The following is a 17,459-nucleotide window of genomic DNA, read 5'->3' on the forward strand; positions in this document are numbered from 1 at the left end:
ATTTATATATAAGGAGGCCTCGGTTTATGAAAAACATAAATGATAAAACCCAAAAGTGGCTCATCATAACAGGCGGTATAGTAATAAGCATTTCACTGATTGTTATGATAGGAGTAAGATTTCAGAAACCTCCTGTTAAGGATGTCGATATTTCCTCTCAAAGTAGTGAGGTTCAAGATGTAGTGACAAAAACACCCACTACTTCAGAAAAAGAAGATGAAATTAAGGTACCGCCTATTGAAGTTCCACAGCAGATGGAAACGGATAACGGAGCGGTAGATACAGGTACAGAACAGAAAATTCAAGGAGATGCTGAAAAGCCTACATATACAGAAGAACAGCTTACAAATCCAAATGAAAAACCAAATGGTGATAAGGTAACAGCAGATGATAAGCCTGTTGAACATGATAAAGTGGAAAAACCAACTGCACCAACGCAAAATACATCTGGTGGGTTACCTGGATTCGATAATGTACCCAATGGTGGTGAGAATGAAGTTGTTGATGGTGTAAGTGATGGTGATATCAATAAGCAAGTAGGAAATATGGGAGAATAAAATATAATCAAGGTTAGTGCACTGCAAAAGCAGTGCATTTTTTCTTGGGGAAAGGAGCCTTAATGAAAAAGATATTAACAACAATATGTATTTCTCTAATCATTGTCTGTTGTTATTCCATATCTGTTTTTGCTGTTGGGGATGGAAATATTGATGGTGGAGGTGGAGGAATGGGCAGTGGTACAAGCAACAATGTATGGTCACCAGGCAATGATGGTGTTCGTGTGACCGTAGTTAGAACCAAGGATCATGCGATAGTGACTACTCCCATAGATATAACTAATAAACCTCCAGATTCATCTATCTATAACTTCGGTAAGATAAGCAAGATTCAATATGGAAATGGTAAAGCTTTGTTCCCACAAAAAGGTGGATATAACTGTATTAAGCCACCCAAAGCAATACCCAGAATCGTAAGTACGAATGGCAGTAACAATATTGAAACTATAAAAAAATATTTCTGCTCGGAGTATACAGTGCAGATGATAGCCAATCACACAGGCATGAACTACGATGTGCTAATTGGTGGAGAGTATAAATTACTGCTTGAACCAATTGCTTATTACAAGTTTGAGGGTGTTATGATTGCAACCACTGCAACTGAGGCGGCCATGTATGATGAAAAGGTCAGTGGATTGCTGCGAAAGCGAATGGTTTCTTTATCTCACAAAAACCTACCTCTTGCAATGTTTTTGGAAGTATCTGACTTAGGCTATCCTGCGTGGAATGGCAGTACAACCAAGGCAGCAACCAATGCGGATATTAAATCATTGCTTGGACTTGGGGTTGTGCGTTTTACAGAACAGCCGGAACCACCTGTTGTTTCAACGTATGATTATGAATACCGTGTAAGCACAGAGGTCATTACCTCCGTTATGATCAGCGGTGGGCAGTCTGATCCCGACAATCCGACTCGTGTCAGCTTTCATATTAACGGTAAAAACTATAATGTAGGTAATATATATTATCCCGAAGGTGACAGTCAGCTTGCGTGGGTAAAATGGACTACTCCCAACATAGAACAGAATATGAACATAGATGTAACTGTAAAAGGTCCGGGAGGAACAGATAAAACCACCATTCATTGCAAAATTGTTGACCTTGATAAAAATCCGCCACCAAACCCTGTTGCTGATGATAGAGATGATGACTTTTCATTATCACCTATTCCTCAAAGAGCAGAAAAAACAAAGGCTGAATGGACTGTTTGGGACCCGTGGTGGCATGAATATTGGGTATGGCATAGCACAGGTGAAAATAGTGGGTATTGGTGCGACCATGGATGGTGGGAGTTTGAACTGAACAAGTATTATGCTGTCTTTTCGGCAGAGATGAAGTTACTTTGCGATGGTAAAAATCCAACTGCAAATGGTAAGACAATGAAATCTGGATATGGCGTTAATCAAGAAGTATCTGCTTCCGTAAGCAGTAATCAATTCTCGGCAGTGACCAACCCACAAAACGCAGTGAGCTACTTTCCAGAATTTAATTACAACACCTATTGGCGACTATTGGAACAAGTTCAGAATGGTAGTAATGCTCGTTTTGAATTTCAAAAAAATAAGTACTCTACCTATAAAAATCGAACTCACTTTACACCAATTTGGATGCCAAACGGAAAATATGAAGTGAACACGTGGATAATAGACAGCTGGACCCCTGTAGGAATGATGTCTAAAAATCTTAGTGACAGTTTAATGATTCATGGTTCGCTGTGGGATGATTGGCACGCCGCACCATTAAAACCATAAGAAAAAGGAAGGTAGATAAATATATGAATAAACACAAGAAAATTGCATTCATTCTCATAGTAGCACTGCTTATTTGTCTGTTATTTAGCACTACTGTTTTTGCAGCTGGAACAGGAGATGTAGCCGGAGCTATTGAAGGTACATGGAAAGATGCATCAAGTCAGATTAAAACGGTGGTTAACAAGGTTATTTTCCCAGCTATTGATTTAATTCTTGCGGTGTTTTTCTTTGCCAAATTAGGTCTTGCCTATTTTGATTATAGGAAACATGGTCAATTTGAGTGGGCGGCACCGGCAATCCTTTTTGCATGTTTGGTGTTTACTTTAACGGCACCGCTTTATATTTGGACTATTTTGGGTATGTAGCAAAGTAAATATTGTTTGAATTTTACTTCAATTCTTGTTGGTATTGGGTATAGCTTAAACTTAGACTTTAGGGTATGCTTTGCTTGCAAAATTAAAAACAGGAGGAGAAAAAGCTATGGAGGAATCCAAAAGTTTATGTGCTAAAATTCCGATAGAATTGCACAATAGAGTAAGAGCAAGCCAAGAAGAAAGCGGACTTACCCTAAATCAATATGTAGAAAAGCTGATTATTGAATACTATCAAATGAAGGAGATGAAAAACATGGCACAAACAAGGACACTTGCACTGCAAATATCAGAGGAAATCTTTGCGAGAATAAAAAAACACCTTGATAAGAACCCACACTTAACCCAAAAGGCATTTATCACTGAACTAATTATAAAAGCACTAGATGAAGCTGAGTTGCAAGAAGATAATAATCAGTAGCAAGGATAGAAAATGTCCTTGTTTTTTTAATGTCAAGTTTGTTGGTTTCTGTGTATAGCTTAAATCAATTTATTGTGCTATTGTGTTGTGCTTGAGGGAGGTGGAGAAAATGCAGAAAGAAAAATTACTTAGCGAGTTGTACAACGGAAATCTGTGTCCCATGGCAAAGGAAGTGGTTCATGGCAGTGAATACCAAAAGAGTCTGAATGAAATAGCTGAACTTGAAGAACAACTCAACAAGCTGTTAGATGCACAAGGAAAAGAAAAACTGCAAGACTTTGTCACAGCACAAGGAAAACTCAGTTATATAAATGCTGAGGAACGCTTTACACAAGGCTTTCGTATGGGAGCAAAACTGATATTGGAAATAATGAATGAAGATGACGGAAAGCTAAAATCTTTGAAGGATTAGCACCCCGTCATTTTTTATGCAAAGCTTGGGCATATCGTGAAAACGGTATGCTCTTTTTACTTGGAAAGAAAGGAGGTTTCACCTTTTGTTTATATGGGATTTTTTGCTCAGTGACGTGATGGATCAAATCATTGATTGGTTTTATGGACATCTTGTAGGGTTTCTCGGTGACTTCTTTGCCCAGATGGGTAATATGGGTGTGGAGTTATTTGAGATGAATTGGGTTCAAAGCATTGTACTGTTTTTTTCTTATCTTGCATGGACTCTTTATGTTACAGGACTTGTGGTGTCATGTTTTGAAACGGGAATTGAATATCAGTATGGTCGAGGAAATCTTAAGGATACAGGAATAAATGCTATTAAAGGATTTATGGCGGTAAGCCTTTTTACCGTTGCCCCTATAGAACTGTATAAGTTATCGGTAAATCTGCAAGCAAGCCTTACTACAGGAATTACAGGTCATGCAAATGGAATCAGTGACTTGGCTAACGGTATTATTACCGAATTAAATAACGTAGGAACGCTTGATGCCGTTGGACATTCTAATATATTTGGAGGATTGTCGGCCATCACTTCACCTATTATGGCACTGTTTATTATTATCCTTATGGGATATGCGGTGATAAAAGTGTTTTTTGCAAATCTCAAGCGTGGTGGTATTTTGCTCATTCAAATAGCGGTTGGAAGTTTATATATGTTCTCTGTTCCAAGAGGTTATTTGGATGGATTTATAGGGTGGTGCAAACAAATCATAGGACTTTGCTTAACTACTTTTCTGCAAGCAACCATACTTACAGCAGGCCTGATGGTGTTAAAAGACCATGCATTACTTGGTTTGGGACTTATGCTATCTGCGGGGGAAGTTCCAAGAATTGCGGGTGCATTTGGTTTGGATACCTCGACAAAAGCGAACGTGATGAGTGCGGTATATACGGCTCAAGCAGCAGTCAATACAACTCGGACCATTGTGCAAGCGGTACCGAAGTAGAAAGGAAAGTGCCTATGGAATGGAGATGATATAAATATTTACAATGGGAAGCCTTTTTGATGGGATTGGCGGATTCCCCCTTGCTGCAGTTCACAATGGAATTGTGCCTTTATGGGCCAGTGAAATCGAAAGTTTTCCCATCGAAGTAACAAAAATACGATTTCCCGAGATGCTCCATGTTGGTGACATTACAAAGCTTGATGGGAGCAAACTTCCTGTTGTGGATATTATTTGTGGAGGTTCGCCTTGCCAAGATTATGCCGAGGAAATAGTTATCCCGAAGTTTAAGCCACAGCCCTTGTAAATAAAGGGATTGTGGTCAAAAAATTCGGGATAACAATATTGGGTATTTCATCAGATTAAGCCAGAGAGCTTGAGGATCATTTCATCATCATTAATCCAAATCGGCACAGGTGGTGAAGCGCTGCCTCGAACAACATCGGCCTTGTCAATTGCAGCGCGTTTCATTTCGGTGTCCGCGTAGGCGTAAACTTTGGTTGTTTCCTCACTGGCATGGCCGAGATATTCGGAAAGCAGCATCATCGGCATTCCCTGGTGGTACAGGTGCATTGCTCTGGTATGCCTGAGCATGTGGGCGTGAATATGCGGTGGAACCTCAGGGCAGGCACGGCAAGCTAAATCACCGTATTTTTTCAGAAACAGTGCCACCGTATCTGCGGACATCGGCTGTTGTATTCCGTGAATAATGGTATAGAATAAAGGTTTTTCGCTGTCCATCGGTTCGCAGGGATGAAATGTGCGCAAATATCGCTCACAATGCTGAACTGTTCTGGAAAGCAAAGGTACAGTGCGAGTTTTGCTTCCTTTCCCGTGTAAATAGGCAATGGGGTGCTGAACACGAATGCGTAAGTCACGAACCTTCATGTCCAAAAGTTCACCGCAGCGCGCCGCTGTATCATACATCAGCACCATGAAAAAGGAATTGCGCAGCCCGGTTCGCTTTGCCGGATCGGGCTGTTTCAGCAATGCCTCCAGCGCTGTTTCCGAAAGATACTCTACCACCTTGCTTTGCGGCGTTTTAATCGGAACATTTTGGACGGTTACGCTTAATGCGATCTGCGTGCAGTCAAGCTCCCCGGCGTAATCAAAAAATGAGCGCAATACCATAAGCCGTTGGTTGCGGGTATTGACGCCGCAGTGCCGGTCATTTTCCAGCCAATCAAGAAAATTCAGAATCATTTCTCTGTTCATGGTATCAAATCGTATTTGCTTAACGGACATCCTTTGTTCCGTCCGCAAATACAGAATGAATAGATTCAGTGCCTGGCGGTAGGATCGAATCGTGTTTTCGCTGAAACATCTTTGGTTGGGCAGATATTCCAGCAGGAAGCTCCTAACGGTGTTAAAAAAATCATTCATCGCATTCCACCTCCGGCAGAAGATGTTCTGACGCTGAATAATCGAACCCCGTCATTTTTTCAAACAGGCCCGGAACCAAGTGGATATAGTAATATGTGTCGCTTAACTGCGCGTGGCCCATATACGCGCTGAGATACGGCAGCATGGCGGTTACGTCCTTGCCATCACACATCCACTGGTACAGACGGTGCGTCGCGAATGTGTGCCGGAAGTCGTAAAGCCTGGGGGAATACTCGCCGGACGTTCCAATTCCTGCTTTCGCTTTGGCAATGCGGAAAGTCTTGTTGAGTCCTACTTTACCATAAATATTTCCGTTGGAATCAGGAAAAAACAGTTCGCGTCCGGGCATGACTTTAGAAACTGTTTCATCATACTTCCGGCATATTTCCGTAACATCATCCGCCATCATCACGATCCGGCTTTTGTGGCCTTTGCTTTCTACAATATCCAGCCGCCCCTTTTCCAAATCCACATCAGCGGTACGGAGCTTTCGGGTCTCGCAAGGGCGTAAACCACAGCAGTATAGCAAGCGGACAAGTGTTGGGAAGACAAAGTGGCGGATAGGATACCCCTTGCGGGGCCGCAGATGGTCTAAAACATTCCACAGCGCGGCGATTTCTTCTTCACTGTAAATGTGCGGGATATGCCGCGGACCTTTCTTCGCGAAATTCGGTGTGAGAACAAACGCCGGTTCCCCGCAGCGGTTCAGGTAACGGGCAAATTCCCTGACCGGCATTAAACGGTTGCGAAAGGTGTTGTTGCCCTCTGTATCTTTCCGAACTGCCCACGCCAAACAAATCTCTTTGGTTAGAGTGGTTTCGGAGGGGAATTTGTCAAGGCAGAACCGGTCAAAGTCGAGCAGCAGTCGTAACGATTCGTCATACGGAAAACCGACGGCATTCTTTTGCTGTGCGAAGCCGCGCAGGCGCTCGGAAAAAAGGCTCTTAAACGTATGCTTCACACCAAATCACCCGCCTTTCCGCAGGGCACAAGCCCCAGCGCGCAGGTTTTCAGGCCCTGCTCATCTACGGATAGATACGGTTTCGCCGAATCAATCTTTGAATGCCCCAAAAGTTGTCGGAGCAATTCAAGCGGTATCTCGTTTTGCAGCAGCCGGGTTCCAAACGACCGCTGGAAGCTGTGGAATCCCCGGCGGGGAATATGTGAAACAATGTTCGCACGGCGTAGATATTTTGTCACAAGGGCGCTGGCGCTACGATTGTTGATGGGGCGTAGTGCGCCAGTGTGACACAGGAAAATATACGGCAGATCACTTTCTGGACGGGCGTGGAGCAGATAGTCCGCGATTGCGTTGCCGCTTTCGGGTTCAAGAGGCAGACTTAGCTGCTTTCCCGTTTTTTGCTGAACAATGCGAATCTCCCCGGCCCGCCAGTCAATATTCTCCCGCTTGAGGTTGACAACATCACAGGCGCGCAGGCCGGTTTGGGCAGCCAAGAGCATCATGGCGTAATCACGCTTGCCAAAGGCCGTTTCTAAATTTGGCTCATCCAGTAAGCGCGCTGTTTCACCACCAGTAAAGCCCTCTCGGAATACTGTTCTGCACGCGACCATCTCGGGAACCGCAAGGCTCAGGTTCTCCGGCGTAAAATTGTTTTCATACAAATGCAGAAGAAATACCCGAACGGAAAAGATAGCCGAGTGTAGTCCTCCGGTGTACCTATCTGCCATACGAGTTATGGTATCGCTGACCTCTGCCAAAGTAATGCCGTCAAAGGATTTCCGGCCGCGTGCTTCCAGCTCGAAGAAAAAGGTGCGTATGGCGCTTCGGGCCACCTTGACCGTGCTGCCCGCAAGTATGCCCGTGCGATTGGCGTTGTCGCAGAAATGGAGAAGCAAGGCTGCAAATTCGGGAGCCGGTTCGCGTTGTCCCCAATCTGGGACCTTGTAGAGAGTAATATCTCCGGTTCGGTGCATTTCAGCCAGAAGGAAACTCGCTTTGCGCAGGTTCTGGTATGAAACCCGCGAAGTGAGCCCCTGCTCATATTTGCTCCGTATTTCCGCCACCATGTCGGATACCAGCGATTCAGAATAGTGTACCAGCCCTTGCTCTGTGTGCCTGCGCAAAATGACTGTCATTCCTTCGGCTGTGTAATGCCGCACTGTTCGCTTCGTCAGGCCCGCTTTGAGAAGCTCTTGCTTAACTCGCCAAATCAGTGCGAAAAGGTCATCGGGGTCAGCCAGTTGTTCAGGTGTGGGCATGTCCAGCTCAACACTTTGGCGCGGTTTTCTCAGAACAGGTTCCCATGGTCTGAGCTCTGTCAATTCTACTGTACCGGTTTGTGCAAAGTGTTTGAGCAACTCACTCCCGCGGCGAACCAGCCGCCATTTCCATTCGGAAAATTCTCTGCGCTCAAAAAGCTCGCGCTGTTCCAGCACAAACGCGTCAAGCATTTTGGCGCTCACGTTCAGAACACCCTGGCGGGTGAAATGACGGATAACCGCGCCAAAACCTGTGGTTCGATACTCTTTCACCGTCTTTGCACTTGCGTCACCTTGCTTCAACAGCCTTAACGACTGTTCGGCAACTTCTTGCAGATTAAATGTGTCCATTCGTTTACCTCGTATTTTCAGATAGTCAGGTTAAAACCTGCCTTTTCTATTATACGAATAAACGATGGACACCATTTATTATCCCGAGGTTTTTGACCGCAGACCCTTTATCTACAAGGGCTGTGGCTTAAACTTCGGGATAACTATTTCCTCGGCATAATCCTGATTATCCCGACATCGGGATAATCAGGACTTATCTGTAGCGGGAAAGAGAGCAGGACTTGATGGCGAACGTTCAGGACTCTTTATGGAGCAGATTAGAATAACAAAAGAAATGAGGTATGCCGATGGAAAAGACGGAAAAGCAAATGACCTTATTCGACCTCGATTCTTCGTTTGGGAAAATGTTCCCGGAGCCTTCTCATCTCAAAACGGAGAAGATTTCAAAGCGGTCCTCGAAGAGAGCATACGAATTGCAGACCACACCGTATCTGTACCTCGACCTGCGGGAGGGGTATGGAAATCTGCTGGGTGCATTTTGGGAAGAGAATTCTCCCTTGCTTGGAGAGTTCTGGATGCTCAATACTGGGGTGTCGCCCAAAGGCGCAAAAGAATCTTTCTTGTCGCAGATTTTGGAGGACACACCGCTCCCAAAATACTATTTGAGCAAGACCGCTTGCTTGGGAATACTTAGACGAGCAAAATCGAGGGGTAAAGAGTTGCCAAAACAATTAAAAACAGCATTGGAAATACAAGCTGGAATTACACAGATAGATAACAGCAGCCTATCAAATATGAAAGAACTGAAATCCTATCACATTAATCAAAGGAATGAAGGTATTGACCTTGAAAATCTTTCGGGTGCATTGATGGCAACACAGAATATGCAGATGCAGACTTTTGTTACAGAACCAATGATATGTTTAAATGACCAAGGCGGAAACCGCATGGATATTACTGAAAATATAACATCTACATTAAGAGCAAGTATGGGTGGAAATCTTCCCATTGTTATGGGAAGTCAGCAAGGTGGTGCGGAAATTTGTGAAAATCTTTGCCCGACGATTACATCAGCTGCTGGAACAAGTGGAAATAATCAGCCTGTACTGTTTGATAATCACGGTAAGGACTGCAGATATAACGGACCACTAAAAGTTGCACCGACAGTGGCAGCAGTCTATGGAACAGGTGGCAATAACGTTCCTCTTGTTTCAAAGCCTATTGCATATAGTTTGGATAGCAAAGACAGCAATTCAATGAAATCTAATAACCCAATATCAGGGTGTCGGGAAACAGATAAATCACGAACACTTGATACTACAAACCCAGATCCAAGTAAAAATCAAGGTGGTATTGCCATAGTACAGGAAAGTTATTGCATTGCCAGCAATACGATTAACCGCCAAGATCACAATGGAGGCAACGGTCAAGGGGTGCAGAAAGATATTAGTTATACGCTTACAACGTCAGATGTTCATGCTATTTATAAGCCTCAGCCATATCAAGATGTAGTTGGAGCCTTGTGTCATCGTGATTACAAAGGAGTGAATTCTATATATGTAAATCAAGACAAATGCATTGTAGATAAACCATACCAGGATGTTGTTGGAGCATTGTGCAATGGTGATTGGAAAGGTGCCGGTAATCAATATGTCAGCCAAGATAAGTGCATTATTGACAACCAAAGCAACATCTATGGGCAATCTGCATTTGCAGATTACAAGGAAGGTTGTAGCACTTTAAGAGCCCAAGGCGGTGACAATGGTGGAGGAAGTGAAAATCTTGCAGTATCACGAAATCTTGTCCGTAGGCTGACACCTCTTGAGTGCGAAAGACTGCAAGGCTTTCCCGATGGTTGGACGAATATAGCAAAAGCTTCAGATTCGCCAAGATACAAGGCACTTGGAAACAGTGTGGCAATTCCATGCGTAGACTTTGTTCTCCGTGGGATTGCTTTTTTCTTGCAAAAATTCAAGGAAGAAAGAGAGGAAAGTTAAAATGTATATGTATCCCGATAACTTAAAAGCAAAAGCAACACTGTGGCTGTGGGAACTGCGTGACATTGGTATTATCGGAATTGGATTGCTTATTTCTGTTTTTGCCCTTGCCCAAACAGGTATCCTATTCCCTGTTGTAATAACTGCGGCATATGCTTTTTTAAGCATTCGCTTTGAGGATATGAGTATCTTGGATTTTATTCGATATGCTGTATTCTTTTTTATTTTAAAGCCACAGACATATGAATGGAGGTTGTAAACTATGAGCAGAAAAGAAAAGACAAAACATAGAAATTCCACAAGAGAACTGATAGAAATTACGGAAATCACTGATTACAGCCTTGTCACTTCCTATGGAGAGTTGGTGTATTTCATCATCCACCCCACCAATATTTCTGTACTTTCAGAAAGCAGTGTAAGCAGTAGAATATATGCATTGATGACGGTGCTGAAAGGTATTGCTGAAATTGAAATGCTCTGCCTTAATTCCAAAGAGAATTTTGATGACAATAAGGAATATCTAAAAAAGCGTATGGAGGAAGAGGAAAATCCTATTATCCGAAAACTTCTGATGCAAGACAGCACCAATCTTGACCGTATGCAAGTGCAGATGGCTACTGCTCGTGAATTTCTGATAATCATTCGATTGAAAAATGAGAAAGAAAGTGACGTGTTTCCGTATTTATCTCGTATAGAAAAGAGCCTAAAGGATCAAGGTTTTACAGGAAGACGAGCAGATAATGCAGATATTAAGAGAATTTTGGGAGTGTACTTTGAACAGAATGTCACAACTGATAGGTACGAAGATTTTGACGGTGAGAGGTGGATTGTGTTTGGGGATATTTAATATATTGTGCTTGTAAGTTTGTTTTGAAATTTAATATTCAAAGAAATATTGGTGGAAATGAAGCAACGAGATTTATCTGTTATTCTATGAAGGATAATAAAAAATCCGTCACATAATATGTGACGGAAATGTAAATTCTATTGATTTTATATACTTATATTACCACAAAATGAGCAAAATTTCAAGTCTTGTACTTGCCCAGCTTTGGGTGTATTAAGTATAAGAGGTGATTTAAAATGGAACAAAAAAGCATGACAGCACTTGTTAGTGCATTCTCAAGAGCGTACCACTCTCAAAATAATAAAGTTAAAATTTTTGATGACAGTATTGCTAGGATGCTCTTGACCGATGAAGAATACCATAATATTTCAAAAAGCATGACGGACGGTATTGGCTTCTTTAATCCTAATTTTAAAGGGACAAAGGACGAAGCCCTGAGATGGGTAGTAGACAACCAATTATCTCCTCCACAACTTGGCAGAGCAGCTTATGCAGAAAAAGCACTTCAGACTGCTGTATCTATAGGTGTAAAACAATATTTAATTTTCGGTGCAGGATACGATACATTTGCCTACCGTCAACCGAGTTGGGCTGAAAAGATACAGATTTTGGAGATTGATCATCCTTTTACTGCAAATGATAAGCAAGTACATCTTAAAAATGCTAATATTACAATACCAAATAATGTTCACTTTATTGAAGCAGATTTCACCAATGAACAGTGGCAAACGGCATTAACCCAAAATACTTCATTTAATGGAAATAAAATTAGCTTTTGCAGTATCCTAGGAGTTGCATATTATCTTTCCAGACAAACATTTAGTGAATTGATTACCGTGCTCAGCTTAATTTTACCAAAGGGAAGTTCAATTGTATTTGATTATCCCGATGAAAATACTTATACCGAAAAAGCAGGAGAACGTGCAAAAAAACAAGCTTTGTTGGCAGGTGCGGCAAACGAAAAGATGCTTGGTAGCTATTCGTACAAAGATATGGAGAAAATTCTTTCAGAACATGGATTTTTAATTTATGAGCATTTAACCCCAATGGAAATGACACAACAATACTTTGAAACCTATAATCAAGCAAACCCTACTCATTATATGACTGCATTCGATAATGTAAATTATTGCCTTGCGGTAAGAAAATAAGTTGTTTTCTATGTAGCTTAGTTAACTGAACAAAACAAAATTCAATTATCCTAAAGCAACCTTTCACCCGAGAGGTTGTTTTTTTATACCCTAAACTAAGAAAGGACTGATGATAATAGATGAAAACTCAAAGCATTGCAACCGAGCCGAGCCTCCAACTCAAAACATTTTTAGACATGATTGCTCCATCGGTGATTAAATTTAATGTGGATCATTTCATTTGTGGAAACACATTTCGATGTGTGTGGGCACTTCGTGAATATCCCACAGTAACTGAAGAACAGGCAATCCTTCGTCATTTAGGTGAAAAAGATGGTGTGACACTGCGTATCTATACAAGACAGGTAACACCAACAGAAGAAAAAAGAATCATTCATAATGCCACAAATAAGAACAGAATGAATACTGCAAATACCAACGATTTGCAAGAAAGCGTCACTGCTGAAAGCAATCTGCAGGATGTGGTTACTTTGGTATCTACCATGCATCGAAACCGCGAACCACTTTTACATTGTGCAGTATATATCGAACTGACTGCAAGCGACTATGACAGCCTAAAGCTATTACAAACTGATGTTTTGACAGAACTTGTTCGAAGTAAGCTGAATGTAGATAGGCTGTTGCTCCGTCAACAACAAGGCTTTTTCTGCGTTGGCCCATCGGGTAGAAATATTTTTGGTAGTCAATTTGAGCGAGTCCTCCCCGCCTCATCCGTTGCAAATCTGTATCCCTTTAATTATTCGGGAAAGACAGATAGCAACGGTTTTTATTTAGGCAGAGATAAGTTTGGCAGTAACATTCTTGTGGATTTCGATAAGCGAGATGATGACAAAACCAACCCTTGTATCTTGATTTTGGGTAATTCGGGACAAGGCAAAAGTTATCTTCTTAAGCTGATTTTATGCAATATCTTAGAGTCGGGTAAAAGTGTAATATGCCTTGATCCAGAACATGAATTCGGTGAACTTGCAGAAAATACAGACGGTTGTTTTGTGGATTTAATGAGTGGGGAGTATATGATAAATCCACTAGAACCGAAAAGCTGGGATGACGGCGGTTCGCCACAGGATAAGGATGCACCCATTGCATTCAGACAAGCAACAAAGCTTAGTCAGCATATTAGCTTTTTAAAAGATTTTTTTCGTTGCTATAAAGACTTTGATGACAGGAATATTGATGTCATTGAAATTATGCTTGGCAAATTGTATTCCAATTGGAATATCAGTGATAACACCGACTTTGCATCCCTTGAATCTAAGGACTATCCCATCCTGTCTGACCTTTATACTCTGATTGAGAAAGAATATAAAGACTATGATAAAGAAAAATATCAGCTTTATACCGCTGAATTGTTACAGGAAATTCTACTTGGACTGCATTCTATGTGTAAGGGTGCAGAGAGTAAGTTCTTTAATGGCTATACCAATATTACTTCAAACAGATTTATTGTGTTTGGTGTAAAAGGCTTATTAAATGCAAGTAAGAATGTAAAAAATGCTTTGCTTTTCAATGTCTTATCCTTCATGAGTGACAAACTTCTTACCGAGGGAAATACGGCGGCCGCCATTGACGAACTGTATTTATTCCTTACAAATATGACTGCCATTGAGTACATCAGGAACTTTATGAAAAGAGTGCGAAAGAAAGAGTCCTCCGTAATTCTGTCCAGTCAGAATTTGGAGGACTTTAATATTGAGGGCATTCGTGAGATGACAAAGCCTTTGTTCTCTATCCCCACGCATCAATTCTTGTTTAATGCCGGCGCTGTAGATTCTAAATTTTATATGGATACCTTACAGCTTGAACAAAGTGAGTACAATCTTATTAAGTTTCCTCAGCGTGGAGTATGCCTCTATAAATGCGGTAACGAGCGATATAACCTTGTTGTTCATGCTCCGGCATACAAGGAAAAATTGTTTGGAAAGGCAGGAGGTAGATAGATGGCGGCTATTTCGGGAGCAGCTCTTGCCAAAGCAGCCACTGCGGTTTTATCTAATGACAAAATCAGAAAAGGGGTTGGGTGGATTGTCGTGGCAATCCTTTCCCCTATCATTGTAACAATAGCTTTAATTCTTGCAATTCTTTCAGGAACAGCAAGTCACAACAGCACAGCATTGGAATTATCCTTTAACGGTGGTGCTATATCTGAAAAAGTACCCGTGGAATTCAGAACGCATATTGAAGATATGCGTTACAGCTTTGGCTTTCTTGACTATGATATTAAAAGTATCAACAGCAAAACAGAAGATGACGAAAGCCTTGATTCGGTAAGAGTTAAGGCTATTTTTTATGCTCTGTATTTCGGCGATGAACGCCCATCCCTTATTAATACTTTGCAGTTTGCAGATTGCTTTGTTGTTTACGAAAAAAGAACTCGCACAGTTACAAATAAAGATGGCAGTACCAGTAAAGAAACCTACACTGTAGCTGTTCCCATTAAGGAACTGTCAGTTATTTATGAAAACATTGCTAAAGTAATGGGAATAACCGCAACAGCTGATGATAGAGCCAATGCTACAGAAATCTATTACCGTATTAAATACGGCAGACCGGCGCCTACCTATGGGAAGGGGTTTGACGATTTTACCAATGGACTTCCCATTTCTGATGTTCCGTTCGTAGGTGTAGATGGATTTACCGAACCTGTGGCAAATTGGAGAAGTTCGGTGACCAGTGAGTTCGGCTATCGTAAAGACCCATTCACAGGACAGATGAAAGGGCATGGGGGTATCGACATTGGAAAGCCAAAAGGTACTCCGATATATTCTGCTCTTGACGGAACGGTTATGCTTGTACGCTACTCCAATACAGGCTACGGATACCATGTGATGGTGGATCATGGCGGAGGGTTTCTTACCCTTTATGGGCATTGCTCAAAGTTACTTGTAAGTGAGGGGCAAAAGGTATCAGCAGGAACAAAGATTGCCGAGGTAGGTACTACAGGCAGAAGTACAGGGAATCATCTGCACTTTGAAATCCGCATAAACGGAGAAAAACAAAATCCAAGAAGTTATTTACCATAAGAGAAAGGGAGATTTTATGCTTAAAACAAATGCAACTTTCGAAAGAAAATGCTCTGCTATTCAAACGCAGACTTGTGTGATTGAAGCTGTAGAGCAAATGGAACATGAAAAATTTAAAGAGTTTTCTAATGGCTTGCTTGAGGACAGACAGTTTATTGCAGACCACAAAGAGGATATGTTTGTTGATTCTAATGGTGTAATTCACGGACTGCTTGTTCTTGATGTGGAGGATGGTGACGGTATTCTAATTGATTCAAGTGGATATAACTATGCAAGATACAGTGCATTCATGCCCAATATCAAGCCTTATCTGGATGATCAGATTGCTCTTACAGCAGACAAAATTATAAAAGATGCTATAACAAATGCAGAGAACGGTAGATGGATTTTTGACATTGAAGATGCCAGTGAATGCTACGAAATCCATATCAAGGAGAACAATGGTATCGGTGGCATGCTGATTTCGGCCCTTCGTAAAAGACAAGAACTTGCCGAAATTGTGGTGGAGGATAACTGTTTTAATATAACTCTTGATTCTGAGTACTGTAATAAGATAAAGGAAAATGAGCAAGATTTGGAGAATAATGATACATGGGAAGAAAGTGTAATTACAGAAAATAAAATAAAAGTTGTAAAAATGGATGTAGGTATGCCCCCAGTGGTAAAAGAAATTGAGAATACTCTTGCGGCATTACAAGCAGAAGTTGGTGGACTCATTGAATGTGTTTACCTCGATGATGGATGTCTTGCTGTTGTCAATGAGGAAGGAAAACTAAACGAAATGGAACCAAACAGACGCTTGGGCTCAGATATTATCTGTGGTCCATTTTTTATTTGTGGCGATAGTGATGATGGTGAATTTGTATCACTTGATGACAAACAGGTAGAACAATATACCCAGATGTTTTCTGATGTTCCCTCTTTTACAGGAGAAGAACCAGAACTGGAGCCACGAATGACGTTTATAAGTTTTGATTTTTAGGAGGATGAGTGGAATGAAAAAAGCAACTTTAACCTTAACGTTTGAAAAGGAAAAACTGAATGCACTTGAGTTTTATATGGAGAAAAAGGATGCTGAATTGCAAAACGAACTCTCCGATATTGTTCAAAAGCTGTATGAGAAATATGTACCACAGCCTACCCGAGAGTATATCGAAGACAGAATTGCAAAGGAGACTAAGCCGACAAAGGCTAAAAAACCGATAACTACATCGCAATCCAATAACGACAATTCATAAGAAACAGATAATCGACCACGTTGCCACCTGTGTGCCCTTTTGTGCGACTTAAACACCATAGATAGGATAAGTATACCCCTTGGAAGAATTGAGGGCGATTTGGGCAAGGTTTTGCGAAATGCCAAATAAGATATAAACTTAAGCACCACTCAACATCAAATCAGATGTGAACCCACCGTTCGATTTAGGTGCGGGATAAAGAGAGGTGGTCGCAAGCGACCGCCTCTCGGTCACAAAGCTCGGCAGTGCCGAGCTTTTCTCGCATTTTAGTTAGGTGGTCGGAAAACAACTTTTGTGATGCTTAGGTGGTCAGCAATCAATGAAAAGACCGTGATTACGGCATTTTCAAGGTGGTCAAACAGGTGGTTTCGATGATTAGGAGTGATATTTTGAAAGAACCACAAAACAAGAATAAGAAAAGAACAGCGGTTTGGCTGTATCCAGAAACATTTGAAAAGATGGATCATTTATTGCAAGAGGATAATTGTAATAACCGCAGTGAGTTTATTGAAAAGGCCTTGACTTTTTATATGGGATATTTGGTTAGTAATCAAACAACAGATTATCTTTCTAAAATTCTATTGGGAGCAATTCAAGGTACACTTAGGGAAACGGAAAATCGTCAATCAGCAAATCTCTTTCGCTTGTCGGTAGAAATGAGTATGATGATGAATATTCTTGCCGCCGGACTTGAAATCAGTGATGAAGATTTGCGAAAACTTCGTGGCAGATGTGTTGCCGAAGTAAAAAGAAATAAAGGCAGAATTAATATGGAGGATGCAGTAAAGTATCAAATGGGTAATGGGGAATAA

The 17,459-nt window shown here is 41.5% G+C and carries 20 protein-coding genes; 17 read left to right on the forward strand and 3 right to left on the reverse strand.

The window, feature by feature from the left end; translation table 11 throughout:
• Window positions 1-26 precede the first annotated feature (26 nt).
• From BN2409_RS08930 to BN2409_RS08960, 7 genes are all read left to right on the forward strand, one after another.
• Entirely contained in the window at window positions 27-557 is a 531-nt protein-coding gene (locus BN2409_RS08930; RefSeq protein ID WP_053956302.1) for a DUF6550 family protein, read from the forward strand.
• Between the two features lie 62 nt (window positions 558-619).
• Window positions 620-2,308: a DUF8193 domain-containing protein gene (locus BN2409_RS08935; protein ID WP_053956303.1), complete on the forward strand. Its 1,689-nt coding sequence runs from the start codon at window positions 620-622 to the stop codon at window positions 2,306-2,308.
• 23 nt (window positions 2,309-2,331) lie between these two features.
• On the forward strand, window positions 2,332-2,673 hold the full coding sequence (locus tag BN2409_RS08940; protein ID WP_053956304.1) for a DUF3852 domain-containing protein: 342 nt from the start codon (window positions 2,332-2,334) through the stop codon (window positions 2,671-2,673).
• 115 nt (window positions 2,674-2,788) lie between these two features.
• On the forward strand, window positions 2,789-3,100 hold the full coding sequence (locus BN2409_RS08945) for a toxin-antitoxin system HicB family antitoxin (protein ID WP_053956305.1): 312 nt from the start codon (window positions 2,789-2,791) through the stop codon (window positions 3,098-3,100).
• A gap of 109 nt (window positions 3,101-3,209) precedes the next feature.
• Window positions 3,210-3,512, forward strand: a complete 303-nt coding sequence (locus BN2409_RS08950; protein ID WP_053956306.1) for a DUF6809 family protein — start codon at window positions 3,210-3,212, stop codon at window positions 3,510-3,512.
• Between the two features lie 85 nt (window positions 3,513-3,597).
• Window positions 3,598-4,500 carry a conjugal transfer protein TrbL family protein gene (locus BN2409_RS08955; RefSeq protein ID WP_053956307.1) on the forward strand — a complete coding sequence of 301 codons (903 nt, stop codon included), beginning with the start codon at window positions 3,598-3,600 and terminating at the stop codon, window positions 4,498-4,500.
• A 43-nt stretch (window positions 4,501-4,543) separates the two neighbouring features.
• On the forward strand, window positions 4,544-4,804 hold the full coding sequence (locus BN2409_RS08960; RefSeq protein WP_330375420.1) for a DNA cytosine methyltransferase: 261 nt from the start codon (window positions 4,544-4,546) through the stop codon (window positions 4,802-4,804).
• Window positions 4,805-4,854: 50 nt separating this feature from the next.
• On the opposite strand, the gene BN2409_RS08965 is transcribed toward BN2409_RS08960, so the two are convergent.
• From BN2409_RS08965 to BN2409_RS08975, 3 genes are read right to left on the reverse strand one after another with little or no spacing between them, the layout of a single operon-like run.
• Complete coding sequence (locus tag BN2409_RS08965; protein WP_053956309.1) at window positions 4,855-5,880, reverse strand: tyrosine-type recombinase/integrase; 1,026 nt, start codon at window positions 5,878-5,880, stop codon at window positions 4,855-4,857.
• The gene (locus BN2409_RS16835; protein WP_110943055.1) at window positions 5,873-6,841 is read right to left on the reverse strand and encodes a tyrosine-type recombinase/integrase; all 969 of its coding nucleotides are present in this window, start codon (window positions 6,839-6,841) and stop codon (window positions 5,873-5,875) included. Before BN2409_RS16835 ends, BN2409_RS08965 begins: the two co-directional genes overlap by 8 nt.
• Window positions 6,838-8,451: a tyrosine-type recombinase/integrase gene (locus BN2409_RS08975; protein ID WP_053956311.1), complete on the reverse strand. Its 1,614-nt coding sequence runs from the start codon at window positions 8,449-8,451 to the stop codon at window positions 6,838-6,840. The genes BN2409_RS16835 and BN2409_RS08975 overlap by 4 nt, the downstream gene beginning before the upstream one ends.
• Window positions 8,452-8,698: 247 nt before the next feature.
• On the opposite strand from BN2409_RS08975, the gene BN2409_RS17760 reads away from it, so the two are divergent.
• The 10 genes from BN2409_RS17760 to BN2409_RS09025 all read left to right on the forward strand — a co-directional run bounded on the left by BN2409_RS17760 (window position 8,699) and on the right by BN2409_RS09025 (window position 17,459).
• Window positions 8,699-9,085, forward strand: coding sequence for a DNA cytosine methyltransferase (locus BN2409_RS17760; protein WP_334291713.1), 387 nt, complete (start codon window positions 8,699-8,701; stop codon window positions 9,083-9,085).
• A 562-nt stretch (window positions 9,086-9,647) separates the two neighbouring features.
• Window positions 9,648-10,388, forward strand: coding sequence for a DNA cytosine methyltransferase (locus tag BN2409_RS17880; RefSeq protein ID WP_479691177.1), 741 nt, complete (start codon window positions 9,648-9,650; stop codon window positions 10,386-10,388).
• Window position 10,389: 1 nt separating this feature from the next.
• On the forward strand, window positions 10,390-10,647 hold the full coding sequence (locus BN2409_RS08990) for a hypothetical protein (protein WP_053956313.1): 258 nt from the start codon (window positions 10,390-10,392) through the stop codon (window positions 10,645-10,647).
• 3 nt (window positions 10,648-10,650) lie between these two features.
• Window positions 10,651-11,235, forward strand: coding sequence for a hypothetical protein (locus BN2409_RS08995; protein ID WP_053956314.1), 585 nt, complete (start codon window positions 10,651-10,653; stop codon window positions 11,233-11,235).
• Between the two features lie 236 nt (window positions 11,236-11,471).
• Complete coding sequence (locus BN2409_RS09000) at window positions 11,472-12,386, forward strand: class I SAM-dependent methyltransferase (protein WP_053956315.1); 915 nt, start codon at window positions 11,472-11,474, stop codon at window positions 12,384-12,386.
• Between the two features lie 119 nt (window positions 12,387-12,505).
• Complete coding sequence (locus BN2409_RS09005; RefSeq protein ID WP_053956316.1) at window positions 12,506-14,326, forward strand: VirB4 family type IV secretion system protein; 1,821 nt, start codon at window positions 12,506-12,508, stop codon at window positions 14,324-14,326.
• The gene (locus tag BN2409_RS09010) at window positions 14,327-15,409 is read left to right on the forward strand and encodes a M23 family metallopeptidase (RefSeq protein ID WP_053956317.1); all 1,083 of its coding nucleotides are present in this window, start codon (window positions 14,327-14,329) and stop codon (window positions 15,407-15,409) included.
• 16 nt (window positions 15,410-15,425) lie between these two features.
• On the forward strand, window positions 15,426-16,391 hold the full coding sequence (locus BN2409_RS17535; RefSeq protein WP_242847942.1) for a DUF3846 domain-containing protein: 966 nt from the start codon (window positions 15,426-15,428) through the stop codon (window positions 16,389-16,391).
• Window positions 16,392-16,404: 13 nt separating this feature from the next.
• Entirely contained in the window at window positions 16,405-16,647 is a 243-nt protein-coding gene (locus BN2409_RS09020; protein WP_053956318.1) for a DUF6103 family protein, read from the forward strand.
• A gap of 389 nt (window positions 16,648-17,036) precedes the next feature.
• Window positions 17,037-17,459, forward strand: coding sequence for a hypothetical protein (locus BN2409_RS09025; RefSeq protein ID WP_242847943.1), 423 nt, complete (start codon window positions 17,037-17,039; stop codon window positions 17,457-17,459).

This window comes from Inediibacterium massiliense (assembly GCF_001282725.1).
Lineage (GTDB): Bacteria > Bacillota > Clostridia > Peptostreptococcales > Thermotaleaceae > Anaerophilus > Anaerophilus massiliensis.

What these genes read in the sequence shown, in the direction of transcription:
- BN2409_RS08930 (WP_053956302.1), top strand. Translation starts at nt 27, where the DNA reads ATGAAAAACATAAATGATAAAACCCAAAAGTGGCTCATCATAACAGGC.
- BN2409_RS08935 (WP_053956303.1), top strand. Translation starts at nt 620, where the DNA reads ATGAAAAAGATATTAACAACAATATGTATTTCTCTAATCATTGTCTGT.
- BN2409_RS08940 (WP_053956304.1), top strand. Translation starts at nt 2,332, where the DNA reads ATGAATAAACACAAGAAAATTGCATTCATTCTCATAGTAGCACTGCTT.
- BN2409_RS08945 (WP_053956305.1), top strand. Translation starts at nt 2,789, where the DNA reads ATGGAGGAATCCAAAAGTTTATGTGCTAAAATTCCGATAGAATTGCAC.
- BN2409_RS08950 (WP_053956306.1), top strand. Translation starts at nt 3,210, where the DNA reads ATGCAGAAAGAAAAATTACTTAGCGAGTTGTACAACGGAAATCTGTGT.
- BN2409_RS08960 (WP_330375420.1), top strand. Translation starts at nt 4,544, where the DNA reads ATGGGAAGCCTTTTTGATGGGATTGGCGGATTCCCCCTTGCTGCAGTT.
- BN2409_RS08965 (WP_053956309.1), bottom strand. Translation starts at nt 5,880, where the DNA reads ATGAATGATTTTTTTAACACCGTTAGGAGCTTCCTGCTGGAATATCTG.
- BN2409_RS08975 (WP_053956311.1), bottom strand. Translation starts at nt 8,451, where the DNA reads ATGGACACATTTAATCTGCAAGAAGTTGCCGAACAGTCGTTAAGGCTG.
- BN2409_RS17760 (WP_334291713.1), top strand. Translation starts at nt 8,699, where the DNA reads ATGGAGCAGATTAGAATAACAAAAGAAATGAGGTATGCCGATGGAAAA.
- BN2409_RS17880 (WP_479691177.1), top strand. Translation starts at nt 9,648, where the DNA reads ATGAAATCTAATAACCCAATATCAGGGTGTCGGGAAACAGATAAATCA.
- BN2409_RS08990 (WP_053956313.1), top strand. Translation starts at nt 10,390, where the DNA reads ATGTATATGTATCCCGATAACTTAAAAGCAAAAGCAACACTGTGGCTG.
- BN2409_RS08995 (WP_053956314.1), top strand. Translation starts at nt 10,651, where the DNA reads ATGAGCAGAAAAGAAAAGACAAAACATAGAAATTCCACAAGAGAACTG.
- BN2409_RS09000 (WP_053956315.1), top strand. Translation starts at nt 11,472, where the DNA reads ATGGAACAAAAAAGCATGACAGCACTTGTTAGTGCATTCTCAAGAGCG.
- BN2409_RS09005 (WP_053956316.1), top strand. Translation starts at nt 12,506, where the DNA reads ATGAAAACTCAAAGCATTGCAACCGAGCCGAGCCTCCAACTCAAAACA.
- BN2409_RS09010 (WP_053956317.1), top strand. Translation starts at nt 14,327, where the DNA reads ATGGCGGCTATTTCGGGAGCAGCTCTTGCCAAAGCAGCCACTGCGGTT.
- BN2409_RS17535 (WP_242847942.1), top strand. Translation starts at nt 15,426, where the DNA reads ATGCTTAAAACAAATGCAACTTTCGAAAGAAAATGCTCTGCTATTCAA.
- BN2409_RS09020 (WP_053956318.1), top strand. Translation starts at nt 16,405, where the DNA reads ATGAAAAAAGCAACTTTAACCTTAACGTTTGAAAAGGAAAAACTGAAT.